The organism is Microbacterium martis (assembly GCF_047246685.1).
GTDB lineage: Bacteria > Actinomycetota > Actinomycetes > Actinomycetales > Microbacteriaceae > Microbacterium.
In genome coordinates, this window is sequence record NZ_JBFOKT010000002.1 from 48,931 (window position 1) to 71,345 (window position 22,415).

The window sequence follows — 22,415 nt, forward strand, 5'->3', positions numbered from 1 at the left end:
TGACGACATGAGAGCCATGGCCTACCGCGGCCCGTACAAGATCCGTGTCGAGGAGAAGCCGGAACCGAAGATCCAGCACCCCAACGACGCGATCGTGCGGGTCACGCGGGCGGCCGTGTGCGGGTCCGACCTCCACCTCTTCCACGGCATGATGCCCGACACCCGGATCGGTCACACGTTCGGGCACGAGATCGTCGGCATCGTCGAGGAGGTCGGCCCGTCGGTGCAGAACCTGCAGCGCGGCGACCGGGTGATGGTCCCCTTCAACATCTCCTGCGGAAGCTGCTACTTCTGCAGCCGCGGACTGTTCTCCAGCTGCCACAACGTCAACCCGAACGCCACGGCGGTGGGCGGCATCTACGGCTACTCGCACTCGACCGGAGGTTACGACGGCGGTCAGGCCGAGTACGTGCGGGTGCCGTTCGCCGACGTCGGTCCCTCGGTGATCCCCGAGTGGCTCAGCTCGGAAGACGCCCTCATGCTCACCGATGCGTTCTCGACCGGATACTTCGGCGCACAGCTCGGCGACATCGCCGAGCGCGACACGGTCGTCGTCTTCGGTGCCGGGCCCGTGGGCCTGGCCGCGGCTCGGTCGGCGTGGTTCCTCGGCGCAGGGCGGGTCATCGTGGTCGACCACATCGACTACCGGCTCGAGAAGGCCCGCGCGTTCGCATACGCGGAGACCATGCACCTGTCGGAGGTCGACGACATCGTGCTCGCGGTGAAGAGGGCGACCGGTCACCTCGGCGCGGATGTCGTCATCGACGCCGTGGGCGCCGAGGCCGACGGGAGCGTGCTGCAGCACCTCACCGGTGCGAAACTGAAGCTGCAGGGCGGGTCTCCCGTGGCCGTGAACTGGGCGGTCGACTCGGCTCGCAAAGGCGGGACGGTGTCGATCATCGGCGCCTACGGTCCGCTCGTGTCGTCGGTGCGGCTCGGCGACATCGTCAACAAGGGCCTGACGGTCCGGGCGAATCAGGCGCCCGTCAAACGGCAGTGGCCGCGGCTGCTGGACCACATCCGCGAAGGACATGTGAGCCCGAGCGAGCTGCTCACGCACCGGTTCCCACTGGAGCACATCGCCGACGCCTACCACGTGTTCTCGGCCAAGCTCGACGACTGCATCAAGCCCGTCATCGTCGTCGGAGAGGAGTGACCGTGCCGTACGAAGCAGCGAAGCCCGACCTCGCCCCGAGCCCCGAGGAGCTCGCCGCCCGCGTCCCCGGGTGGGGCACCGACCGGGCGCCGGAGCATCGGCGCACCTGGCAGCAGCGTGACGACCTGGAGCCCACGGGTGCGCACTGGTCGTTCCCCGACCGGCAGCTCGACGACCCGAAGCGCGAGCGGTCGATCGAGCACGCCATGCTGACTCCCGTGTACGGGACGGCGCAGCCGCTGCACGGCCTCTCAGGTCGGGTGCGGCGCTTCGCCTACGACCATCTCAGCGAGACGAAGAACACCCGGTGGCTCCTGCTCGTGCTGGGCGATCGCATCGAGGCGGTGGGCGCGCATCTGCGTTCGCTGGTCACGGCGAGACCCGACGATCCGGTCACGCAGACCGGCGTCCTGGCCGAGCCGGCGCACCGCGCGATCGCCTCGCGCTTCGGCCGCGGACGCCTCGACCTCCGGCATGCCTGGCTCGACCCGATCGTCGTTGCAGGCCCGTGGGTCGCCGCGCTGCTGCTCACCGTCTCCGTGTTCCGGCGCGTGTCTGGGAGACGGCGCTGACGCGCCGGAACACGGTTCAGAAGTCGTACAGACCACCGAACGGGTGGTTCTCGTCACCGGTGTCGCGCGGGTCGAACTGAACCGTGGCGACCGAGATCACGACGCGCGTGCGCCGTGTCACGAGAACGCTGACCCGCCGGTTGCCGACGACGACGAAGTCGACAAACGCGCCCGCGGTCGCTGCAGCGGCTTCGATGCGCCGCTTGAGAACGTCCACGTCCTGATCCTGAGCGAGCACCGACGGGATCCCGTCGATCATCAGCTCGGTCTGGACCATCGTCTGGATGTCGCTCATCAGAGAACTTTACTGCTCCTGTCCTTCTCAGCCGAACGCGGTTGCGCCGACGACGGCGTGTGTACTATGACCCTGCGGGCCGACCGCTCAGTGCCTTCTCGAGGGCGCCGGGCAGCTCCCGCCAGAGGTGCGCGATGGATGCGGCGCCCTGGCGCAGCATCCGGATGTCGATGCTCTCGTCGTCGGCATGCCAGTTGTCTTCGGGAACTCCGGTGCCGAGGAAGTAGACGGGTGCCCCGCAGACGCGGGTGAGGAGGTCGGCCGGTCCGCCGCCCGCGTTGCCCATGCGGCCCTGCGCCGGCGCACCGTAGCCGCGCTCCAGCGCCCGTTCCAGGGCGTCGAGCACCGGTCCGGCGGGCGACTCGTACGGCTCCTGCGCGAGATCCTCGTCGACGGTGAGCTCGTACGCGGCATCCTCGGGCATCTCGCGCGCGACGAAAGCGCGCAGCTGGTCGGCCACATCCGGGATGTGCTGGTCAGGGACGAGGCGGAGGCTGAGAGTCACGCTGGCCTCGGAGGGGATCACCGATCGGGCCAGGTCCGTGTCTCCGGAGGCGAGCGAGATGACCTCGATCGCCGGCCGCACCCACAGTCGCTCCTTCGCCGTGTACCCCTCCTCGCCCACCACGACGCGGGTTCCGGTGCGCGCCAGCCACTCCTCCTCGTCATAGGGAACAGCCGCCAGCTCCTCCCGGCGCTGCTCCGACAGCGGGGACACGCCGTCGTAGAATCCGGGGAGGGTGAGGCGGCCGGAGGAGTCCTGGATCCGGCCGAGCACCGTGGCGAGCGCGATCGCCGGGTTCACCGTGGTGCCGGATGCCACGCCGCTGTGCACGTCCCTCGCGGGGCCGGTGACCGTCAGCGTCGCGGTGACGATGCCGCGCATCGAGGTCACGGCGACCGGAACGTCGACCGACCACTGCACGGTGTCGGAGAACACGATCACGTCGCAGGCGAACTCCTCGGTGTGCGTCTCCAGCAGCTCCTCCAGGTTCGGGGAACCGATCTCCTCCTCGCCGTCGACGAGCAGCTTGATGTTGAGCGGCCGCGTCTCGTCGACGGCGGTGGCGAGGTGCGCGCGCGCACCCCACACGTGCGCGAGGACCTGTCCCTTGGCGTCGGAGGCGCCCCGTCCGTAGAGCCGGCCGTCGCGAACGACCGGGGTGAACGGCTCGGTCTCCTTCCACAGCTCCGTCTTGGCATGGCGCACGTCGTGGTGGCTGTAGACCAGCACCGTCGGAGCGGCGGGATCGACGATCAGCTCGCCGTACACGGCGCGCGAATCACCGGTCTCGATGATCGTGGTCGTGAAACCGGCATCCCTCATCTCCCCCGCGAGCCAGTGCGCCGAGCGCACGACGTCGGCCCGCCGGTCGGGGTCCGACGCGACGGACGGGATGGCCACCCAGGTGGCGAGACGCTCGACCACGTCCGACTCGTGCTCGACGAGGTAGGCGCCGATCGCGTCGGCGGCTTCGGGGGTCATTCGGACTCCACAGCCGATTGGTGATGCGGGGTTCCCACCGGCTTCGACTCGGCCGAGCCGCGCTGCCGGAGGTAGATCGCGAACGCCACCATCGTGCCGACCGCGAGGAACTCGGACTGCCAGTTCTGCAGCGTGCGATCCCAGAAATCGGCGGATGCCACGTAGCCGAGCCACGTGACCGGCGGCGCGCCGTGCATCGCGTTCTCCTCGTTCATGACGACCAGTCCGGTCAGGGACTGCGCGAGCCACGACAGCACGAAGATCGCGCCCATGACGATGAGCAGCGAGTTGCCGTAGAGAACGGTGCGCCATCCGCCCGCCCGCGCCCAGGCGGGCGAGTCGGGTCGCGCATGACGGCCGAGCAGCTGGTCCTCATCGCTCCCCGGACCCTCGTCGCCCGGCTTCTTCGACTCGGGCGACCCGCGTTGGATGAACCAGATCGTCGCGGCGATGAAGAGGAAGAACTGCAGGAACTCCGACTGCCAGTTCTCGGCGACGTCGACGAGGAAGTCCGACGACGAGATGAACGTGCCGAAGTCGACCGGCGGGCGGCCATGATCGGTCAGTTCGGAGTTGTTGCGGATGAATCCCGCGACCGACTGGCCCGCCAGGGCGAGCACGAAGAGGGCGAGGAAGAACAGGCTGAGCCCGTTGTCCCGGATGCGGCGTCGCATGCTCACCTCCCCGTCAGGGGGATCACGATCATCACGGCGAGCCCTCCCGCGATGAGGGTCGCCCAGGCCCAGAACATCGCCCGCATCCCTCCGACTCCGCGCCTCTGATCCGACATGGCCTGCTCCCTCCCGCCGAGCTCGAACATCCTCGGCAGCTGCGAGGCACATCCTCTCGGACCGGACCGGGGTCCGCCAGGGGCTTGACTCCGTGTGCTGAGCGGAAAGCGGGCGGGGTGCGGCGAAGCGACCGGAGCCCGCCCACCTCGCGGTGGACGGGCTCCGGTTCCTGCCGAGCAGCTCTCACTTGTCGCTGAGCTTGTCCTTGATCACACCCTCGGCCTTGTCGATCAGGTTCGGCTTGGCGTCGGTGCCGAAGAAGCGCGGGTCGGGCTGGGTCGGCGGCGGCATCGGAACCGATGTCTGCGGACCGTCGAGGTAGGTGAACTCGCCCTTCCCGTCGGGTGTCGGGCCCGACGCCCACGAGCCCTCGGCCGCGGCCGCGCCGTCGGAGAAGTTGATGTACTGGTAGCTCACGTCGCGGGCCTCCTGGGAGAGCGGGAAGTTCATCGGCACCGGGATGTCCTCGACACCGTCTTCACGAAGTTCCTGCGCGGCGCGGATCCACTGGTTCTGGTGCATCGTGTCGCGGGCGAGCAGGAACGACAGCAGGTCGCGCACCCCGTGGTCGTCGGTCATGTTGTAGATGCGGGCGACCTGGATGCGGCCCTGCATCTCGGCATTCGCGTTGGCGGTGAAGTCGGCCAGCATGTTACCGCTCGCCGTGACGTACGACCCCTGCCACGGGTTGCCGTTGCTGTCGACCGGGCGCACGCCGGCGCCGGCGACGATCGCGGCCTGCACGTCCATGCCGCCCATCACCGCTCCCAGCACCGGGTCGGATGCCGCGGCCGCCTCGGACTGCTCGACCGGGGCCTTCTCCAGCAGCTGAGCGATCATGACCGCCAGCATCTCGACGTGGCCGAACTCCTCGGCGCCGATGCCGTAGAGCAGGTCGCGGTACTTGCCGGGGATGTGCGCGTTCCACGCCTGGAATCCGTACTGCATCGCGACGGTGATCTCGCCGTACTGACCGCCGAGCACCTCCTGCATCCGTCGCGCGAAGATCGCGTCGGGCTTGCTGGGGCTGGCCTTGAACTGCATTTCCTGCTTGTGGAAGAACATCGAGCATCTCCTTCATCTGACACCGTCGGGACTGGCGGGGATGGCCAACGTACGTGCGGACGGAGATCCTGGCGAGAGGGCTACCGATATTCCGCCAAGGCGCGTAACCTCTGCCCGCGATCAGTGCGGCCCACGCTGCCGGGCCTTCGTCGCCGCGGATCGAGAGCCGTCCCGCCACGGCGTCCCGTGCCCGGGGAGGAGCAGCGGGACGGAGGTCTGCTCGATGACGTCGAGCGAGCGCATCGACTCCGCGTTGTCGGCGGTGGCCGCGCTCGCGACGATCTGCGGCCCCTCCTCGCCGGTGTAGGGGTCGAGCGTCACCAGCGCGTCACCCGTGATCAGCACCCCGCGGTCTTCGAAGAGATAGGCGCAGTGGCCGTCGGTGTGCCCCGGCGTCCACAGGGCGATCGGCGCGCCAGGTGCGTCGACCGGGTGTCCGTGCACGATCGCCCCCACCGCGTCGACCCCTCGCACGGCGAGCGCGCCGGCGAGCGCCATGCGCCCGATCACCGGAATGCCTCCCGGGTGCGACAGCACGTAGGGCAGGCGCGGGCTCGCGGGGCGATAGCGATACGGATGCCGCGCCAGACGCGCGTCACGGGGATGAACGAGCACCCGAGCCCCGAGTCCGTGCACATGACGCGCGATTCCCACGTGGTCGAAGTGCCCGTGTGTGAGGACCACCGCGTCGATGTCGGTCTCGGCGGCGCCGAGGCGGGCAAGGGCGGAGCGCAGCACACCTCGGGTCCGTGGCAATCCGGCGTCGAAGAGCGTGAGTCCGTCGTCGCTCTTCACGAGGTAGCAGTTCGCGTCTGCGACCGCGAGCCGGAAGAATCCGGGGGCGGGCTCGGTCCAGCCTGTGCGGAGAGATGACATGCGCCGAGAGTAGGAACCCCTCACGGCGCAGGAGAGGGCGTTGACAAACCGGGTCGGCGGGCCGCTCAGCCGCCGAACTCGGCGAGCAGGTCGGCGAAGTGGTCGAGGTCTTCGGTCGACCACTTGCGCAGGCGCTCGCCCAGACGCTCTTCATAGCGGGAGCGTGCCAGCGCCACGCGCTGCTGGGCGAGCGGTGTGGCCACGAGCACGCGCGCGCGACGGTCGTCGGGGGCCGGGATGCTCTCGACGAGCCCGAGCTGTTCGAGCTGGCGCACCTGACGGCTGACCGCCGACTTATCGGTCTGCAGGCGCTCGATGATCTCGCCGGCCGAGGTCGCCTTCCCGGTCGCGATCGAGGTGAGCACCTGGTAGCCGAGGGGCTGCAGGTCGGGATGCACGGTCAGGGCCGCTTCGCGCCAGCTCACGCGGATCCGGGCGAAGAGGCGCCCCAGTTCGTGCTCGACCCGGTGCACGGCGTCGTCGAGTGCGGTCTCGTCGGCGTCGCTCATGCTCGCCAGCTTACGGCGAAGCCCCGTCGTCGTCGTGACGGCGGGGCTTCGCTCAGACCTCCGCGAGCAGCCGGAACACCTTGGATGCCGCCTGGATCTCGTCGGACGTCAGCTCGGCCACGACGGCGCGCAGGCGCACTCCGTGGTCGCGCCGCAGGTCGGCCAGCGCGCCCCGGGCGGCCGGGGTGGCGGTGAGCACCCGCAGCCGCCCGTCGCGCTCGTCGGGTCGCGATTCGAGCAGACCGAGCTCCTCCAGCATCCGCACCTGTCGGCTGATGACCGACTTGTCCATCTCGAAGCGGTCGGCGAGCTCGTGGGCGTTCGCCGAGCCTGCGCGATCGATGAACGTCAGCAGTTTGTATCCGCCCACCTGCAGCTCGGGATCGATGCGCGCCGCCGACTCCTTCCAGAGCGTGCGCGTGCGGGCGAAGATGAGGTTGAGATGCGACTGCAGGTCACCGAGCGCGTCGTCCACGTGCGTCGACGCCACGGCTTCGGGAGTGCTCACCTCAGTCCCTCCGCTCCCGGTCCCCGCGCTCGAGCACGGTCACCGATCCGGTGGTCGGCGACGCGGGGTCGGAGCCCGCGAGGCGGATCGTGCCGGTCGACAGGCCGGCACCGACCTCGGCCTCCGAGACCTCGATCACCGAATCCTCGACCTTCTCGCGCAGCTGCTCGGCGGCGTTCTTCGTCGACAGCGGCTTGTTCTTGATGAACGCGATCGCGACGATCGAGATCACCGCCAGCGGGATCGCGATGATGAAGGCGTCGGCGATGCCGTGGCCGTAGGCGCCTTCGACGATCGCACGGATGGTGTCGGGAAGCTGCGTGACCTTCGGCACGTCTCCCGAGGCGAGGTGCTTCAACGCGTCGACCTCGTCGGGCGTCTTCGGGACGAATCCGTCGAGGGCGTCGGTCATGTAGTTCGCGACGCTGGTCGACAGGATCGAGCCCATGACCGTCACACCGATGGTGCCGGCGATGGTGCGGAAGAAGTTCACGTTCGACGAGGCCGCACCCAGCTGCCTCGGGTCGGTGTCGTTCTGCACGATCAGGGTGAGGTTCTGCATGACCATGCCGAGCCCCGCACCGAGGACCACCATGTAGGCGGCCACCTGCACGAACGGGGTGTCGTAGCGGAGCGTGGCCATCAGGCTCACACCGACCGTCGTCAGCGCCGAACCCGCCAGCATCCAGCCCTTCCACTTGCCGAACCGGCTCACCAGCTGGCCGATGATGATCGAGGCGCCCATCTGACCGACGATCATCGGGATCGTCATCAGACCCGACTCGGTCGGCGTCGCGCCGCGGGCGAGCTGGAAGTACTGGGCGAGGAACACCGAAGTGGCGAACATCGAGACGCCGATCGCGATCGACGCGATGACCGAGAGGGTGAAGGTGCGATTGCGGAACAGCGACATCGGCACGATCGGTTCCTTGACGAAGAACTCGACGGTGACGAATCCGGCGATCGCGACGCCGGCGATGACGCCGAGCGCGATGCTCGTGCCCGAATCCCAGTCGAACTCGCTGCCGCCCATCGAGACCCAGATGAGCAGGGTCGAGACGCCGACGGCGAGCAGCACGATGCCGAAGTAGTCGATCGACACCTTGGTGTCGCGCTGCGGCTTGGGCAGGTGCAGCGTGAACTGCAGCAGCACGAGGGCGACGATCGCGAACGGCACGCCGACGAAGAAGTTGGAGCGCCAGCCCCACACGTCGGTGAGGAGTCCGCCCAGCAGCGGGCCGCCGATGGTGCCGAGGGCCATGATGCCGCCGACGACGCCCATGTACTTGCCGCGCTCACGCGGCGAGATGATCAGCGCGACGGCGATCATGACGAGCGACATGAGCCCGCCGACGCCGATGCCCTGCACGACGCGGACGGCGATGAGCATGTTCGTGTCGGTCGAGAAGCCGGCGATGACGGTGCCGACCGTGAAGAGGATCAGCGAGATCTGGACGAGCACCTTGCGGTCGACGAGGTCGGCGAGCTTTCCCCAGATCGGGGTGCTGACGGCGGTCGCGAGGAGGCTGGCGGTGATGACCCAGGTGTACTGGGACTGGGTTCCGCCGAGGTCGGCGATGATGACCGGCATCGAGGTCGACACCACGGTGCCCGAGAGCACGGCGACGAACATGCCGACGACGAGGCCGGAGATCGCGGTGAAGACCTCGCGGGCCGAGCGCGTCGCCTCGGGTGCGGAGGATGGGGTGTGGGTCACGGAGAACTCCTGCGTAGAAAGTTGATACTACGCAACTATACGCGAATGGTTGCGAAAGAGCAACAGTCGACGTGGATCAACCATCTTTCCGGCCGTCGAGCGGCACGAACGCCGCGAGCGCGAGGAAGGCGATCGCTCCGAGCCCGGCGATCCCGGCCGGGATCCAGAAGAGGTGCGGCATTCCGAGCCAGGCCGAGCCGACGCTGCCCAGGAACCCGCCCACGGCCGCGTTGATCGCGTAGGCGCTGAGGAAGATGCTCGACGCCACGCCCACCCGCGAGGGGACCAGCCGCTGCGCCACCGTGATGCCCAGCACGCCGAAGGTCGCGATCACACCCGACATGAAGAGCTGGCCGGCGATGAGGAAGGCGAGGGGCGGATCGCCCAGGTCGGCCACGGCGTAGGAGACATGCGCCAGCACGGCCATCACCGCGCCGACGAAGAGCACGCGCGTCATGCCGAACCGGCTCGCCAGCATCGCCGCCACCGGCATCAGGAGCAGCTCGACGAGCGGCTGCAGACCGATGACCGCGCCGCGGGTCCCGGCGTCGAGGTCGAGGCCGCCGTCCATGTAGAGCGGCAGATACGCGAGCTTCACCGTCTCGCCGCACATGATCAGCACGTACACGCCGGTGAAGACGAGCAACGGAAGGAGCGAGTGCGTGCGGGGCGCGGCTGTCGGCTCCGGAGCGTCCAGGGCCGGAGATGCGGCGGGTGCCGGAGCGGAGGAATCGGATGCTGCGCCGAGCGATTCGTCGGGTCGGCGCAGCGGCGTCGGCGCCGCCTCGCGCACGAGGGGCGAGCTTGTCTTCACCCCGATCAGCGGCACCATCGACAGCAGCACGCTCAGCCCGGTCACGAGCAGGAGCGGTCGCAATCCGATCAGCGCGCCCAGCACCGCTCCGATCACCGGACCGAGGATCCAGCCGAGGGCCATCGCCATCCGGATGACGGCGACCACCTCGTTGTCGGCCGCGGTGGGCGAGCGATTCAGCTCGTCTCGCACGGCCGCCTGCAGCTGGGCGGCGCCGGCACCGGCCACGCTGAGCAGCACGGCGTTGATCGCGAACGGCATCCAGGCCTGCATGGCGACGGCCATGAGCGCCCACCCGACGAAGCCGGCGAGCGCTGCGAGGCGGAAGACCAGCAATCGCGATCCCGCACGGTCGGAGAAGGAGCCGACGATGTATCCCGCGATCGGCGCGGTGAGGTTGGTGAGGAAGAACAGTCCCGCCTCGGCATCCGACAGGTGGAGCTCGTCGACCAGGAACAGGGTGATCTGCGGCATCGTGATCGAGATCCCGATGCCCGAGATCACGAGGCTGACGAACGCACCGCGCAGCAGGCGGGAGCGGAGGATGTAGCGCGTCGCAGAGATCCCCGACGTGCGAGCAGTCGCGCGGGTGGGCTGCTGATCCGACACGGACGACCGACTCTCGACGAAAAGGAAGGACGAAAAAGGAAGGAGAGGTTACAAACCTCGGAGGGCTCATCGTATCGCGCGGCGGAACACCCTCCGCCCACCCGCGCAACCCCCTGTCGTCGATCCGACGCCGCGACGGATGCTGGTCGCATGAGCCATCCCGATGACATCAAGCAGCCGCTCGACCATCTGCCCCCGCTCGAGGAGCGCGACAAGGCGATCGAGATCGACGAGCCGAGCTACCCGACCTCCGAAGCGCCGTCGGGGTCGCCGCACGCCACGCCTGAGACGGCCGCCGAGCCCGGCAAGCCGAACCGCCACGGCGTCGACAAGCTCCCGCCGACCTCGCGCTGAGGCGCGGGGAAGAGCAGGTCCGGTCACTCCCCCGACGCAGCGGGCGACGCCGCGGATGCCCCTCGCGACCGGAGGAATCGCGTCAGGGGCGCGTCCGCCAGGAACAGCACGAACGCGATGGACCCGATCCAGGGCGACGCGGCGACGACTGCGGCCGAGATGATGAGCGCACTGAGCGAACCGCGGCCGAGGGAGCGCGCGTCCTCCGGCGCCAGATCGGGGAGCATCACGGGGGCGTGCCGCAGCGCCCACATCCACTGCAGGGTGCCGAACAGGATCGCCATGAAGAAGGTCACCGGCATGGCCAGGCGGCTGGCGAGGAATTCGGAGTGCTCCGTCGTGAGGTTCGTGGCGAAGGGCACGAGCACGATGAACAGCAGCCGGCCGCAGTTGAGCCAGGCCATCGTCCCGTCGATCCGCGCGATGAACTCGAACTGCTGCACGTGGGTGAGCCAGAGCAGCCCGAGGAGCACGAAACTCAGGACGAAGTTGACCAGGAGATCCCACATGCCGCCCAGCGCGGCCCACATCTCAGCGTCGGTGGTGACCGTTCCGAGGGAATGCGACGTGAGGTCGAGCACGAGCAGGGTCGCCGCGATCGCGAAGACGCCGTCGGTGAAGGCCTCGAGCCGCCGCGTGTTCTGGGTGCCGTCGGGGTGGTGACGTCGTCTGATCACGTAGCGATGCTAGTCGGTCGACGCCCGCACGACTCCCACCCAGTTGTCCGCGACGGTCGACCAGGCGGCGCGCAGCTGCGGCTCGTCGCGTCGCATCGGCTCGATCACCTCCTGAGCGGTCATGCCGACGGCGCGAAGGTCTGCGCTGTCCTCCCTCGCCCACTCCTCTGCGGTCGCGGCGAGCGCTTCGAGATGGAACTGTGCGCCCCACGCCGCGGGGCCGACCCGGAACGCCTGGTTCGGGCAGCGGTCGCTCGTGCACAGGGAGACCGACCCGGCCGGCAGCTCGTGCACCTCGAGGAAGTGCCACTGCATCGCCCGCAACTCGGGCGCGAGCGATCGGAGCAGGGGGTCGTCCGCGGCGGCGTCCGTCAGAGCCAGCGGGGTGAGACCGACCTCGGCGCCGGCGCGCGCCGGACCGACCGTCCCGCCGGCGACGACCGCGAGCAGCTGGGCGCCGAGGCAGATGCCGAGGTACGGGGTCTCCCGCTCGAGGCACGCGGCGATCAGGGCGCGCACGCGCGGCAGCCAGGCGGCGTCGGCGTCGTCGGTCGGTCCCGGCGTCCCCCCGAGCACGACGACGCCGTCGAACCCCTCCGGCGACTCCGGCACCACGCTCCCCGCCTCAGGACCCACGATCGTCATCTCGACACCGGCCGCCCGCATCCGCTCCCCCACCAGGCCGATTCCGGCGTTGGCCTCGTGTTCGACGACGAGCACGCGCGCCATCACAGCCTCCCCGCCGCGACGATCTTGCGCAGGAAGGCCTGGGTGCGCTCCTCCCGCGGCTCGCCGAAGATCGCCTCCGGCGGCCCCTCCTCGAGGATGAGTCCCTCGTGGAGGAACACGACCCGGTCGGCCACCTCGCGCGCGAACGACATCTCATGCGTCGCCATGAGGATGGTCAGGCCGTCGGCCGCGAGATCGCGCACGATCGCCAGCACCTCGGCGACGAGCTCGGGATCGAGCGCCGAGGTGATCTCGTCGAGCAGCAGCACCTCGGGATTCATCGCGAGCGCCCGCACGATCGCCACCCGCTGCTGCTGGCCGCCCGAGAGCTGATCCGGGTATGCGGCCGCCTTGGCATCGAGGCCGACGCGCGCGAGCAGCGTGAGCGCCTGCGCCTCGGCATCCGCTCGGTCGATCCCGAGCACCCGCACCGGAGCGAGGGTGATGTTCTGCAGCACGGTCATGTGGGGGAACAGGTTGAAGCTCTGGAAGACGATGCCCACCCGGCGGCGCAGGGCGTCGAGATCGACGCCCTGCCCCGACACGACGTCGGCCTCGAGACGGATGTCGCCGCCCTGGATCGTCTCCAGCCCGTTCACGCAGCGCAGCATCGTGGACTTGCCGCATCCCGAGGCGCCGATGAGGCAGATCACCTGATGCTTCTCGACGTGCAGCGTGATTCCGCGCAGGACTGTGTTGTCGCCGTACGACTTGACGACGTCGTTGAGTTCGAGGAAAGCCATGACTACCCCTTGTTGCGCTGACGGCGCGCATCGCGCTCGAGCAGCCGGTCGACGAACCGCGTCTGCGGGATCGTGATGATGATGAAGAGGATCGCCACGACGGTCACCGACGAGAGGTTGAAGTAGTTGCTCGCGTAGATCTTCGCCTGCGTGAACGCGTCGACCGTGCCGATCACGGTCACGAGCGCGGTGTCCTTCTGCAGCCCGATGAAGTCGTTGAGGAGCGGGGGCGTCACCCGCCGCACCGCCTGCGGCACGACCACGAAGCGCATCGTCTTGCCGTACGACAGCCCGAGCGATCGCGCCGCCGACACCTGCGACCAGTGGATGCCCTCGATGCCGGCGCGGTACACCTCGGCGACGTAGGCCCCGTAGGTGAGGGTGAGGGCGAGCACGGCCGCCCACATCGGGCTCATCTCACTGAGCACGGGGACCCCGGCGAGCGGAAGGCCGAAGCCGACGAGGTAGATGACGATGATCGACGGCACGGCGCGGAAGATGTCGACGTAGGCGGTCGCCAGCCACCGGATGGGGCGTCCGGCGACTCCCGGAAGGAGGCGCGCCATGGCGATGAGCAGGCCCCACACGAGCACCAGGATCTCGGCGAGGATGGCGATCTGCACGTTCTGGCCGAACGCGATCGCGACGTCGCCGAAGCTCTGGGCCATGAAGTCGACGTCGAAGAACGTCGTCTGCACCGCATGGTCGTTCGCGAGCAGGAACAGCGTGAAGATCGCGACGAACACGAGCGGCAGGCACGCGCCCATCGCGATCCACCCGGCCTGCGCCGCGCGGTGGCGGAAGGTTCGAGCGTCGACGATGTCGCCGGCGGCGAGAGCCGACGTGCCCGCCCTCTGCGCCCGCACCCCGCGCGCCAGCGGCCGCGTGATCACGAGGGCGAGCACGACGACGACGAGCGTCGCACCGCCGAGGACGACCTTCCAGATGCCCGTGTCGGCGACCATGATCGTCAGGTAGGCCGCGAAGGCCGTGAGGGCGACCGTCAGCGCGGTGAGCAGAGTCGCGGCGAGGATGATCGGCGTGGCCGAGCGGACCGGCGCCGCGCCATCGGTGCGCGGAGCCCGCCGCGCGGCATCCGCCGCGACGGGAGCACCGCCGCGGAGTTCATCGGTCGACACCGGTCACTTCCAGACCGGGATGCTGGCCGGGTCGACGCCGTACGCCTCGGTGAGGTACTCGGCGCTGAGGGTGGCGAGCGTGCCGTCGGCGGCGAGGTCGGCGAGGATCCGGTTGATCGTCTCGGTGTTCTTCGACCCCTTGGGCAGCATCACGCCGTAGGCCTCGTCGGTCTCGATCTGGCCCACGACGGCGAGCTTGCCGTTCGACTTCGTCGCGGCTCCGAGCACGATGCTGAGGTCCTGGATCCCGGCGTCGATGGTGCCGGCGGCGACGGCGGCCTGCATCTCGGGGTCGCCGGGGAAGACCGACGGCGTCGTCGCCGGAGAGATCACGTCGTCGACGAGGATCTGGCCGACGGTGCCCTGCTTGACACCGAGGTGCGCGTCGGGAAGGTCGTCTTCCGTGACGTCGGCGCCCTTCTTGACGAGGACTCCCGCGGTCGACTGGAAGTAGGGGTCGGAGAAGTCCATGACCTTCTTCCGCTCCTCGGTGATGGTGATCTGGTTGAGCGAGAGATCCATGTCGCCCGCCTTGCCGGCGACGAGACCGTCGAACGACGAGTTCTGCAGCGTGATGTCGTCGATGCCCGCGCGGTGAGCGATGTTCACGAGCAGGCAGAAGTCGAAGCCGCTCCTGATGTCTTTCACGGTGTCGCCGTTGTACCAGCCGGGGCTCGGCAGATCGGCCTTCACGAGGAGCGTGTTCTCGGTGAGGGTGTCGAGCGAGTACTCGCCCTTCTTCCCCGTGACGTCGCAGTCGCCGTACGACGCCGGGTTCCCGGTGGGTCCGTCGGCGGCGTCGCTCGCCGGGGTGCTGCATCCGCTCAGCACGAGCATCGTCGCCAGTGCAGCGGGGATCAGCGCCAGTGCTGTGTTCCGCATCTCGTCATCCTCTCGAAGAACCCAAATCGTTTTAGGTTTCACGGTATTGTGCTGTTGTCGACGCGCTGCGGTCAAGTCCGAATCGCGGATCGGCATCCGGCGACGGCGTGGGAGGCACCGGGAGATGGTCGAGGCCAGACGCAAGGCGGTCGGCATCCGCGACGTCGCGACCGCTGCGGGCGTATCCACCGCCACGGTTTCGCAGGTCTACAACCGCAAGGGCGAGGTCGCCGAGGCCACCAAGGCTCGCGTGCTGGCCGCCGGCGAGCGGCTCGGCTATCGTCCGAATCCGCTCGGGCAGGCGCTGCGCTCCGGCCGCTCGCGCATCATCGGCGTCGTGGTGAGCTATCGCGACTCCGCCGTGTGGGAGCAGACGTACATGCCGTACTACCGGTCGATCATCGCGGGCGCCGCGATCGAGGCGGTCGAGCACGGCTATGCGATCGCCGCCACTCCGTCGACTCCCGACGGCAGGCTCGCGGCGAACGTCGCCCTCGACGGCATGATCGTCGTCGACCCCATTCCGGGCGATCCGGTGGTGGAGCACGGTCTCGCCGACGGGCTGACGGTCGTGACCGACGGCGGCTATCCGCACGCCGCCGACGAGACGCGGCTCGTCAGCGTCCGATCCGACATGGACAGCGGCATCACCGCGATCCTCGACCACGTGCGCGAGTCGGCGACGGGCGACTTCCGGCCCGCCCTGTTCGTGGGCCCCCGCATCGACTCGTACACCGGCGACACGATCGCGGCCTTCGAGGGCTGGTGCGACAGGAACGGCTGCACGCCCGCCCTGACGGCGCTCACCCTCGGACAGGCGCCGCTCGACGCCGCTCGCGCCCTGCTCTCCGCTCCCGAGCGGCCGACCAGCGTGCACTGCCTCAACGAGACGTACAGCAGCGCGGTTCTCGAGGCTGCCGTCGAGCGCGGCCTTCTGGTTCCCACCGATCTCCAGGTCTCGACCGTGGGGAACGCGCGGGCCGTCGGCGCGCAGCCGGGCGTCGCCTACCTCGACATCGATCCCGTGGAGACCGGTGCCGTCTGCGCCCGGGCGCTGATCGCCCTGCTCGAGGGCGAGGCCGCGGCCGACGTCGTCCAGCCGATCACCGTCGTGCCAGCGCGCTGGGCGTGATGCCGAGGCCGATGCCGGACGCGCGGGGCGACCTGGTCACAACGGACAGTCGCTCGCGATCCCTGCCCCCATAGAGTGACCTGCGACCCCCCGTCCGACCATCCCTGACTTCTCTCGAGGACCGCTGAATGAGATCCCTGACCCGCCGAGCGTCCGCCGGCCGCCCCTTCCGCTCCCGAATGCGGAGCATCGCCGTCGCGCTCGCCGCCGGACTGCTGCTCGCTCCCCTCGCGGGCGCGCCGTCACCGGCCGTCGCGGCGGAGCCCCCCATCCCCGGCGGAACCGTGCAGGTGCTCGACGCCAACGGCACTCCCGTCGTCGGTGCCCTCATCACGATCGAGGCGGCCGGATCGAACGCCGAGCTGTTCGGCGTCACCGGAGCGGGAGGCACGCTCGATCTGACGACGATCGCAGGCTTCACCGCCGCCCAGAACCCGTACTACCTGTGGATCAATGCCGACGGATTCGCGGGCTACTGGGACATGACGCTCGATCAGGACACCTCCGTCCCGATCACCATCACCCCGGGCGGCCCCACCGTGACGGCCACCCTCCCCACGGCCAACAACCCGCCCGACGCCACCTCGGCGGGCATCTCGGGACGGGTCACCGACGCGCTGACCGGTGCTCCCCTGACCGGCATCCTGGTCACGGCCAACGATGACGGAACCGGCGGCGACAACCAGGGCGGCGGACAGACGGCGCTCGACGGCACGTACTACGTGCAGTTCCAGGGCGGCGCCCTTCCGAGCACCGCCTCGGTGATGTTCCAGTCGGCCATGACGAGCCCGGACGCTCCCTTCGGTTACGAGGGGCAGTTCTACAACGGCGTGTTCATGAGTCAGCCCACCGCCGAGAACCCGGTGCCGGTGAGCGCCGGCGCGACGACCGGCGACATCAACGCGGCCCTGCGGCCCAACGGCCAGATCTCCGGTCTCGTCACCGATGCGGGCGCCCCGCTCCTCGGCGCCTCGGTCAGCATCTGGGACCCGCTGAGCCAGACGGTCGTCGCGAGCGCCTCGACGGCCGCGGACGGGACCTATGCGGCGCCGGTCGGCCCGGGATCGTACATCGTGCAGGTCGACAAGATCATCGACGGGAACATCGTGGCGACACTGTACTTCAGCGGCGCCACCACGTATGCCGACGGCCGACTCGTCGAGGTCGCGAGCAAGGTCGACACCCCGTCGATCGATGTCGCCTTCGGAGTCGCACCGCCGCCGGTCACCCCCGGAACGCCGACCCCCGCGCCCGCCGAGGGTGACGGGCTGGCCGAGTCGGGCGCATCCTTCGACACGGTCGCACCGTTCCTCGTCGCCGCGGTGGCGCTGACGGCCCCCGGAGCGATCCTCCTGACGTGGTCGAGGAGGCGCAGTCGTCGGATGCCGTGAGGCCCCGGCACATTGTGCCTGCGTACTTGTTATCGATGCCATGAGCTGCGGTCGCTCTGAAATGAGCTCTTGACTCTGCTCATGGCATCGATAACACTCCTTTGTAGGCCGAGCGCCCCCGCGCCTGCGCCGTGACCGCCGTCACATACTCGAAGGAGAGAAAGATGAAACGACGGATCTGGGCGAGCTCGCTCGCTGTCGCCTCCCTGCTGCTGTCCGCCGGAATCTTCGCCGTGCCGGCGCAAGGGGCCCGGGCGGAAGCCGCTCCCACGGAGGCGGTCTCATCGGTCGCCGCGACCGGTCAGGCTGCGTCGGGTGAGTCGGTGCTCTGGGATCCCGGTCCCTCGAACCGCTGCTGGAGCGTCATCGACGAACGCGAGCACGGGCACGCCCCGCAGGTGCCCCTGAGCCAGGCGTACGAGAATCACGAGTGCGGTCTCGTGGAGGCTGCCGCCGCGTCCGCCGGCGCGTCGCGTCACGACCCCAACGCCTCGTACACCGACCCCAAGACGGGACAGTGGGCATCAGCCTGCTGGCCGAACGCAGGAGCGGTCTGGTTCACGAACGCGAAGCCGTCGTGCCCGAGCTGGCGATTCAACACGTTCGGTTGGCTGCCGTCTCAGCGCGGCACCGTGCCCGGCTTCGACCACTGGGTCGAAGACATGCCCGACGGCGGACTGAAGCTCACTCTGAAGAACAATGCGGCCGCCCTCTCGCCCGCCGGCACTGCGCAATGGTCCGCGGCCGCCGGCGGCGAGCGCTGCTCGCTGAAGGAATCGAGCTTCTCGTACGACTACGCACCCGGAGCGCTCAAGAAGTTCGCGGATCGCGTGCCGCGCATCAGCGACGGCCTCGTCTTCGAGATGACGGCCGAAGTCACCCAGCCGCCCACGGCCTACACGTGCGGCCCGATCACGGTCGACGGCGTGACGCGCGATGGTGAGAAGCGCGGCATCCTGACCACCGATCTGATCTGGACCACGCCGAATCCCCTCTACGTCGAGGGATCGACCACCCCGGGAACGACCGATCCCGACTACGTGCATCTGATCTCGGTCGTCCACTACAACGACAACGGCTGGGGCGGCTCGGGCGACGCCAACGGCGTGCTCTGGCACAACGAGTGCGAGGAGACGAAGAACGGCGTCACCTTCACCGCCGGATGCCGGATCACCATCCCCGACCCCAACGGCTACATGACGGCGTATCAGCCGGAGAACATCCGCATCGACTTCACCGCCATCGCCGAGCAGTACGCGGAGTACTTCGATATGCCCGCAGGGCAGATCCACCCGGAGACCTACCTGCGATCCGTGCAGGTCGTCACCAGCGGCAGGGGCAGCGACATCACCGCCTCCCTCCACTCCATCGATCTGACCAAGGGCAACTAGAAGGAGCGAGATGCCTCGGCGGGCCGACCCGCCGAGGCGTCTGTCTGTCAGCGTTGCGGGCGCCTGACCCTCACGACGGTGTCGGTCACCTCGATGACGCTTCCGTCGGCGAGGGCCGCCTCGCGTCCGACGAGGGCGTTCGTCTCGACCGTCCAGTCGCCCGGCAGGCGGAGCGCGGCGAGCACCGCGTCTGGCGTGGGCAGGGGCGGGCCCTCTGCGGCGTGTCGATGATCCGATCCGGCGGGCGGTTCGCCGTGACCGACGACCAGGAGGCGCCCGCCGGGAGCCACGGCGTCCAGCGCCCGACGCAGGATCTCCTCGCGCGGAAAGGCGAACGGGGCGTGCAAGAAGGCGGAGGTGACCAGGTCGTACTCCGCATCCGGATGCCAGGCGACGAGGTCGCTCTGCACCCACGCGATGCGGTCGGCGAGACCGCGGGCGGCGGCTTGCCCGGCGCCGACCGCGAGCGCCGCGGGCGAGATGTCGAGCGCGGTGACCGTCCACCCGCGCGCAGCCAGCCACAGGGCGTCGCCGCCTTCTCCGCTGCCGAGCTCCAGCGCCGTTCCGGGCGCCAGGTGCTGCACCTCGCGCTCGACCGTCGGGTTGACGCGCCCGCTCCACACCTGTCCGCGCTCGTCGCGACGACTGAGGTATCGCTGCTCCCAGAATTCGGCGGCGTTCGTCATGCCGCCTCCTCGGATGTGCGGACGGCGACCGCCGCCTGTGCCGCGGCGACCTCTTCGGCGATCATCTCGCCGTTGACCGCGAGGGCGGCCGTCGCGCCCGACCCCATGGCGATCGGCACGAGCGCGCCGGGATTCGCGGCGTTGCCGACGGCCCACACGCCGGGAACGCTCGTGCGCCCGAGAGCGTCGACCGCGGTCCACGCTCCCATCGGCCCCTCGGCCCGGTCGGCGCCGAGCTGACGGAGCACGTCGTCACGGGCCGCCATCGCCGGTTCGGCGAACACGACGTCGACCTGCACGACCGCGCCGTCGACGAGGCGCAGAGCGTTCACCCGGTCGCCTTCGGTCACGACGCCGGTGACGACGCGGTCATCGATCCGGATGCCGCGCTGCGCGAGAACGCGTCGATCCTGCTCGGGCAGCGCCTCGGCCAGGGCGGTGAAGACGGTGATGTCGTCGGAGTAGGCGCGCAGCATGTGCGCCTTGTGTACGCCGGCGGCCGACCCGAGCAGCACCCCGATCGCCCGACCGGATGCCTCGTAGCCGTCGCAGTACGGGCACGCGACGACCCCGCGCCCCCACTGCTCGGCGAGCCCCGGGATGTCGGGCAGCGCGTCGCGCATGCCGCTGGCGACGATCAGTCGGCGGCCGGTGAACCGGGCGCCGTCGGCGGTGACGACCTCGAAGCCGTCGCCGGTGGCACGAGCCTCGATCGCACGGGCGTCGACGATCACGCCGTCGGCGGCACGCACCTCTCTGCGGCCGTCGGCGACGAGGTCGAGGGGTGCGTAGCCGTCGCGGCTGAGCACGCCGTGCATGTGCGGGGCGAAGCGGTTGCGCGGCTCCTGCGTGTCGAGCACGAGCACCCGGCGGCGCGCCCGCGCGAGGATCAGTGCGGCACTGAGGCCGGCGGCGCCGCCGCCGATGATGACGACGTCCCAGATCTCACGGTCGGGAGCGGGAGTGGGGGACTCTGATGTTCCGGTCATGCTCCCAGGATGCGCCGGTGATACGATTGTGGCAAATATCCATGCCGAATCGGCAAAGAGGGGGAGATGAGCGGATGCCGGACGAAGCCGTGGCGCTGGTCGGACCGCGCCTGCGCAGCTGGCGGGAGAAGCGCAGCATGACCCTGGTCGATCTCTCCGAGGCGACCGGGATCTCGACGAGCACGCTGTCGCGTCTCGAAGCCGGCAAGCGCGCGCCGAACCTCGAGCTGGTCGTGCCCATCGCCCGCGCGCTCCGTCTCGAGCTCGATGACATCGTGCCGCGGAAGGCCCCCGACCCGCGCGTCGTCCGCACGACCCGGCGCACCGACGAGGTCTCGTACGAGACCCTCTCCCCCGAGTCGAGCCCCGTGCAGACGTACAAGGTCACGTTCCCGCCGAACCCTGCCGGGGCGACCGCCCCTCCCCAGCTCAAGGTGCACGACGGTCAGGAGTGGCTCTACGTGCTGTCGGGGCGCCTGCGCCTCGTGCTCGGCGAGCAGGACGTGACGCTCGGCCCCGGCGAGGCGGCGGAGTTCGACACCCGCATCCCGCACTGGCTGACCGCGGTGGGCGCCCGGCCGACCGAATTCCTGTCGATCTTCAGCAAGGAGGGGAAGCGCATCCACCTGCGCGCCCGGCCGGCGGCCAAGCGCACGTGATGCGGCATCCTCCGCCCCCTCCTGGGCGGGCCGACTCGACCCCCGGTGATCGGGGCAGGGAGTCATGCTTCCGAGGGACGCGATGCGCGACTTCAGAGGGACGCCAGGCCCTGCCGCCGCTGCATAGCGTGGAGGCATGAACACGATCCGCACGGCGGCCCTGACCCTCTCCGGCGCTGTCCTGGTGACCGCCGCGCTGGCCGGCTGCGCGCCGCTCGAAGAGGCATGGAGCCAGCAGCAGACGGGCGAGATCGACCTCGCCTTCGACACCGCCGCGGAGGCCGCGGAGTCGCCCGACTCCTTCCGCTTCCAGGGCCTGCTCCCCGACGATGCCACCGACATCGAGCTGGTCGCCGAGCGGGGCACCTACGCCACCGTCATCCGCTGGACCAGTGCGGCGCCGTTCGAATCCGTGCACTGCACACCCGCCGACGTCGACTCGGAGCCGACGCTGTCACGCGACTGGATTCCCGCGACGCTCCCCGACACCGGAACGGCCTGCGGGACCTGGACCGTGGTCGACATCGACGACGAGAAGATCGCCTGGACCGGCCCGGACGACTCCTGACGCACCGCCCGCGACCACCCGTCCCCCGTCCAGCCGGATGACTCGATCGGCTGCGGCTATCGACTCGTCATCGTGCGTGACGGAACACACCACCGCGCCCCGAGCGGCTTCCTCGCGGAGAACCCGCTGCATCCGCACCGCGCTCTCGCGATCGAACCCCGCAGCCGCCTCGTCGAGCAGCAGGATACCGGGCTCGCGCACGAGCCCCTGAGCGAGGAACACCCGCTGACGCTGTCCGCCGGAGAGCTCGGCGAGCGGGCGGTCGGCCAGGTCGGTCATCCCGACCCGGCCGAGAGCCCTCTCGACCGCCCGTCGCGCCCCCTCGCGGCGCAGGCGGCGACCGCGCTTCCACGTGCCCATGCGCACGACTTCGGCCGCGGTCACCGGAAGCGCGTCAGGCGCTGACGGTCGCTGCACGACGAGCGCGAGGTCGCCGTCGCGGCGCACCGTCCCACGGCGGGGCTCCTTCACGCCCGCGAGGATCTCGATGAGGGTCGACTTGCCCGAGCCGTTGTGCCCGGCGATGGCGACGATCTCGCCCCTGTCCAGGTCGAGGTCGACGGAATGCAGCACGTCGTCGTCGGAATAGCCGAAGCACACGTCGCGGGCCGAGATCGCCGGGGTGGTCATCACCGCCTCACCGTATCAAATGATAATGGTTCTCATTTTCATGTAAG

At 69.6% G+C, this 22,415-nt stretch carries 25 protein-coding genes; 8 read left to right on the plus strand and 17 right to left on the minus strand.

Annotated features, from left to right (window positions below; all coding sequences use genetic code 11):
- Positions 1–7 precede the first annotated feature (7 nt).
- Together AB3M90_RS08165 and AB3M90_RS08170 are read left to right on the plus strand one after the other, a co-directional pair.
- A complete protein-coding gene (locus AB3M90_RS08165; RefSeq protein ID WP_412951344.1) occupies positions 8–1,156 on the plus strand; it encodes a zinc-dependent alcohol dehydrogenase in 1,149 nt (382 codons plus the stop codon).
- Between the two features lie 2 nt (positions 1,157–1,158).
- Positions 1,159–1,728 (plus strand): hypothetical protein, encoded by a 570-nt coding sequence (locus tag AB3M90_RS08170; RefSeq protein WP_412951345.1) that lies wholly within the window; start codon positions 1,159–1,161, stop codon positions 1,726–1,728.
- Positions 1,729–1,744: 16 nt separating this feature from the next.
- Here AB3M90_RS08170 and AB3M90_RS08175 read toward each other — a convergent pair whose 3' ends face one another.
- The 9 genes from AB3M90_RS08175 to AB3M90_RS08215 form a co-directional block, all read right to left on the minus strand.
- Positions 1,745–2,023: a hypothetical protein gene (locus tag AB3M90_RS08175; RefSeq protein ID WP_412951347.1), complete on the minus strand. Its 279-nt coding sequence runs from the start codon at positions 2,021–2,023 to the stop codon at positions 1,745–1,747.
- 64 nt (positions 2,024–2,087) lie between these two features.
- Positions 2,088–3,509, minus strand: a complete 1,422-nt coding sequence (locus tag AB3M90_RS08180; protein WP_412951349.1) for a M20/M25/M40 family metallo-hydrolase — start codon at positions 3,507–3,509, stop codon at positions 2,088–2,090.
- A complete protein-coding gene (locus tag AB3M90_RS08185; RefSeq protein WP_412951350.1) occupies positions 3,506–4,183 on the minus strand; it encodes a DUF6766 family protein in 678 nt (225 codons plus the stop codon). The genes AB3M90_RS08180 and AB3M90_RS08185 overlap by 4 nt, the downstream gene beginning before the upstream one ends.
- A 300-nt stretch (positions 4,184–4,483) precedes the next feature.
- Positions 4,484–5,365: a manganese catalase gene (locus tag AB3M90_RS08190; RefSeq protein ID WP_412951351.1), complete on the minus strand. Its 882-nt coding sequence runs from the start codon at positions 5,363–5,365 to the stop codon at positions 4,484–4,486.
- A gap of 120 nt (positions 5,366–5,485) precedes the next feature.
- Entirely contained in the window at positions 5,486–6,241 is a 756-nt protein-coding gene (locus AB3M90_RS08195; RefSeq protein WP_412951352.1) for an MBL fold metallo-hydrolase, read from the minus strand.
- A 65-nt stretch (positions 6,242–6,306) separates the two neighbouring features.
- On the minus strand, positions 6,307–6,750 hold the full coding sequence (locus AB3M90_RS08200; RefSeq protein ID WP_412951353.1) for a MarR family winged helix-turn-helix transcriptional regulator: 444 nt from the start codon (positions 6,748–6,750) through the stop codon (positions 6,307–6,309).
- Between the two features lie 52 nt (positions 6,751–6,802).
- On the minus strand, positions 6,803–7,258 hold the full coding sequence (locus tag AB3M90_RS08205; protein ID WP_412951355.1) for a MarR family winged helix-turn-helix transcriptional regulator: 456 nt from the start codon (positions 7,256–7,258) through the stop codon (positions 6,803–6,805).
- 1 nt (position 7,259) lies between these two features.
- On the minus strand, positions 7,260–8,975 hold the full coding sequence (locus tag AB3M90_RS08210; RefSeq protein ID WP_412951357.1) for a DHA2 family efflux MFS transporter permease subunit: 1,716 nt from the start codon (positions 8,973–8,975) through the stop codon (positions 7,260–7,262).
- Between the two features lie 76 nt (positions 8,976–9,051).
- Positions 9,052–10,398, minus strand: a complete 1,347-nt coding sequence (locus AB3M90_RS08215) for an MFS transporter (RefSeq protein WP_412951358.1) — start codon at positions 10,396–10,398, stop codon at positions 9,052–9,054.
- 150 nt (positions 10,399–10,548) lie between these two features.
- Here AB3M90_RS08215 and AB3M90_RS08220 point away from each other — a divergent pair, with 150 nt between their 5' ends.
- Positions 10,549–10,752, plus strand: a complete 204-nt coding sequence (locus AB3M90_RS08220; protein WP_412951359.1) for a hypothetical protein — start codon at positions 10,549–10,551, stop codon at positions 10,750–10,752.
- A gap of 23 nt (positions 10,753–10,775) precedes the next feature.
- Here the strand turns inward: AB3M90_RS08220 and AB3M90_RS08225 are convergent, their stop codons facing one another.
- Genes AB3M90_RS08225 through AB3M90_RS08245 form a run of 5 tightly spaced genes read right to left on the minus strand, consistent with a single transcriptional unit; the run spans position 10,776 to position 14,922 of the window.
- Positions 10,776–11,429 (minus strand): TMEM175 family protein, encoded by a 654-nt coding sequence (locus AB3M90_RS08225; RefSeq protein ID WP_412951360.1) that lies wholly within the window; start codon positions 11,427–11,429, stop codon positions 10,776–10,778.
- A 9-nt stretch (positions 11,430–11,438) separates the two neighbouring features.
- Positions 11,439–12,158 carry a type 1 glutamine amidotransferase gene (locus AB3M90_RS08230; protein ID WP_412951361.1) on the minus strand — a complete coding sequence of 240 codons (720 nt, stop codon included), beginning with the start codon at positions 12,156–12,158 and terminating at the stop codon, positions 11,439–11,441.
- The gene (locus AB3M90_RS08235; RefSeq protein WP_412951362.1) at positions 12,158–12,901 is read right to left on the minus strand and encodes an amino acid ABC transporter ATP-binding protein; all 744 of its coding nucleotides are present in this window, start codon (positions 12,899–12,901) and stop codon (positions 12,158–12,160) included. Before AB3M90_RS08235 ends, AB3M90_RS08230 begins: the two co-directional genes overlap by 1 nt.
- A gap of 2 nt (positions 12,902–12,903) precedes the next feature.
- Positions 12,904–14,040, minus strand: a complete 1,137-nt coding sequence (locus AB3M90_RS08240; RefSeq protein ID WP_412951364.1) for an amino acid ABC transporter permease — start codon at positions 14,038–14,040, stop codon at positions 12,904–12,906.
- Between the two features lie 3 nt (positions 14,041–14,043).
- Complete coding sequence (locus AB3M90_RS08245) at positions 14,044–14,922, minus strand: ABC transporter substrate-binding protein (RefSeq protein WP_412951366.1); 879 nt, start codon at positions 14,920–14,922, stop codon at positions 14,044–14,046.
- Positions 14,923–15,046: 124 nt separating this feature from the next.
- Between AB3M90_RS08245 and AB3M90_RS08250 the strand changes: the two genes are divergently transcribed.
- The 3 genes from AB3M90_RS08250 to AB3M90_RS08260 all read left to right on the plus strand — a co-directional run bounded on the left by AB3M90_RS08250 (position 15,047) and on the right by AB3M90_RS08260 (position 18,836).
- On the plus strand, positions 15,047–16,054 hold the full coding sequence (locus AB3M90_RS08250) for a LacI family DNA-binding transcriptional regulator (RefSeq protein WP_412951367.1): 1,008 nt from the start codon (positions 15,047–15,049) through the stop codon (positions 16,052–16,054).
- 128 nt (positions 16,055–16,182) lie between these two features.
- Positions 16,183–17,445, plus strand: coding sequence for a carboxypeptidase-like regulatory domain-containing protein (locus tag AB3M90_RS08255; protein ID WP_412951368.1), 1,263 nt, complete (start codon positions 16,183–16,185; stop codon positions 17,443–17,445).
- A 164-nt stretch (positions 17,446–17,609) separates the two neighbouring features.
- Entirely contained in the window at positions 17,610–18,836 is a 1,227-nt protein-coding gene (locus AB3M90_RS08260) for a hypothetical protein (protein ID WP_412951369.1), read from the plus strand.
- 47 nt (positions 18,837–18,883) lie between these two features.
- On the opposite strand, the gene AB3M90_RS08265 is transcribed toward AB3M90_RS08260, so the two are convergent.
- Together AB3M90_RS08265 and AB3M90_RS08270 are read right to left on the minus strand one after the other, a co-directional pair.
- On the minus strand, positions 18,884–19,522 hold the full coding sequence (locus tag AB3M90_RS08265) for an SAM-dependent methyltransferase (RefSeq protein ID WP_412951370.1): 639 nt from the start codon (positions 19,520–19,522) through the stop codon (positions 18,884–18,886).
- Positions 19,519–20,511 (minus strand): NAD(P)/FAD-dependent oxidoreductase, encoded by a 993-nt coding sequence (locus tag AB3M90_RS08270; protein WP_412951372.1) that lies wholly within the window; start codon positions 20,509–20,511, stop codon positions 19,519–19,521. Before AB3M90_RS08270 ends, AB3M90_RS08265 begins: the two co-directional genes overlap by 4 nt.
- Before the next feature lie 74 nt (positions 20,512–20,585).
- Between AB3M90_RS08270 and AB3M90_RS08275 the strand changes: the two genes are divergently transcribed.
- Entirely contained in the window at positions 20,586–21,170 is a 585-nt protein-coding gene (locus tag AB3M90_RS08275; protein ID WP_412951373.1) for a helix-turn-helix domain-containing protein, read from the plus strand.
- A gap of 136 nt (positions 21,171–21,306) precedes the next feature.
- Positions 21,307–21,738 (plus strand): hypothetical protein, encoded by a 432-nt coding sequence (locus AB3M90_RS08280; protein WP_412951374.1) that lies wholly within the window; start codon positions 21,307–21,309, stop codon positions 21,736–21,738.
- Here AB3M90_RS08280 and AB3M90_RS08285 read toward each other — a convergent pair.
- On the minus strand, positions 21,625–22,368 hold the full coding sequence (locus tag AB3M90_RS08285) for a metal ABC transporter ATP-binding protein (protein WP_412952675.1): 744 nt from the start codon (positions 22,366–22,368) through the stop codon (positions 21,625–21,627). The two genes, AB3M90_RS08280 and AB3M90_RS08285, sit on opposite strands and share 114 nt — an antisense overlap.
- Positions 22,369–22,415 lie beyond the last annotated feature (47 nt).

What these genes read in the sequence shown, in the direction of transcription:
- AB3M90_RS08220 (WP_412951359.1), top strand. Translation starts at nt 10,549, where the DNA reads ATGAGCCATCCCGATGACATCAAGCAGCCGCTCGACCATCTGCCCCCG.
- AB3M90_RS08270 (WP_412951372.1), bottom strand. Translation starts at nt 20,511, where the DNA reads ATGACCGGAACATCAGAGTCCCCCACTCCCGCTCCCGACCGTGAGATC.
- AB3M90_RS08200 (WP_412951353.1), bottom strand. Translation starts at nt 6,750, where the DNA reads ATGAGCGACGCCGACGAGACCGCACTCGACGACGCCGTGCACCGGGTC.
- AB3M90_RS08245 (WP_412951366.1), bottom strand. Translation starts at nt 14,922, where the DNA reads ATGCGGAACACAGCACTGGCGCTGATCCCCGCTGCACTGGCGACGATG.
- AB3M90_RS08250 (WP_412951367.1), top strand. Translation starts at nt 15,047, where the DNA reads ATGGTCGAGGCCAGACGCAAGGCGGTCGGCATCCGCGACGTCGCGACC.
- AB3M90_RS08175 (WP_412951347.1), bottom strand. Translation starts at nt 2,023, where the DNA reads ATGAGCGACATCCAGACGATGGTCCAGACCGAGCTGATGATCGACGGG.
- AB3M90_RS08165 (WP_412951344.1), top strand. Translation starts at nt 8, where the DNA reads ATGAGAGCCATGGCCTACCGCGGCCCGTACAAGATCCGTGTCGAGGAG.
- AB3M90_RS08280 (WP_412951374.1), top strand. Translation starts at nt 21,307, where the DNA reads ATGAACACGATCCGCACGGCGGCCCTGACCCTCTCCGGCGCTGTCCTG.
- AB3M90_RS08230 (WP_412951361.1), bottom strand. Translation starts at nt 12,158, where the DNA reads ATGGCGCGCGTGCTCGTCGTCGAACACGAGGCCAACGCCGGAATCGGC.
- AB3M90_RS08195 (WP_412951352.1), bottom strand. Translation starts at nt 6,241, where the DNA reads ATGTCATCTCTCCGCACAGGCTGGACCGAGCCCGCCCCCGGATTCTTC.
- AB3M90_RS08275 (WP_412951373.1), top strand. Translation starts at nt 20,586, where the DNA reads ATGCCGGACGAAGCCGTGGCGCTGGTCGGACCGCGCCTGCGCAGCTGG.
- AB3M90_RS08260 (WP_412951369.1), top strand. Translation starts at nt 17,610, where the DNA reads ATGAAACGACGGATCTGGGCGAGCTCGCTCGCTGTCGCCTCCCTGCTG.
- AB3M90_RS08255 (WP_412951368.1), top strand. Translation starts at nt 16,183, where the DNA reads ATGAGATCCCTGACCCGCCGAGCGTCCGCCGGCCGCCCCTTCCGCTCC.
- AB3M90_RS08265 (WP_412951370.1), bottom strand. Translation starts at nt 19,522, where the DNA reads ATGACGAACGCCGCCGAATTCTGGGAGCAGCGATACCTCAGTCGTCGC.
- AB3M90_RS08235 (WP_412951362.1), bottom strand. Translation starts at nt 12,901, where the DNA reads ATGGCTTTCCTCGAACTCAACGACGTCGTCAAGTCGTACGGCGACAAC.
- AB3M90_RS08285 (WP_412952675.1), bottom strand. Translation starts at nt 22,368, where the DNA reads ATGACCACCCCGGCGATCTCGGCCCGCGACGTGTGCTTCGGCTATTCC.
- AB3M90_RS08185 (WP_412951350.1), bottom strand. Translation starts at nt 4,183, where the DNA reads ATGCGACGCCGCATCCGGGACAACGGGCTCAGCCTGTTCTTCCTCGCC.
- AB3M90_RS08180 (WP_412951349.1), bottom strand. Translation starts at nt 3,509, where the DNA reads ATGACCCCCGAAGCCGCCGACGCGATCGGCGCCTACCTCGTCGAGCAC.
- AB3M90_RS08190 (WP_412951351.1), bottom strand. Translation starts at nt 5,365, where the DNA reads ATGTTCTTCCACAAGCAGGAAATGCAGTTCAAGGCCAGCCCCAGCAAG.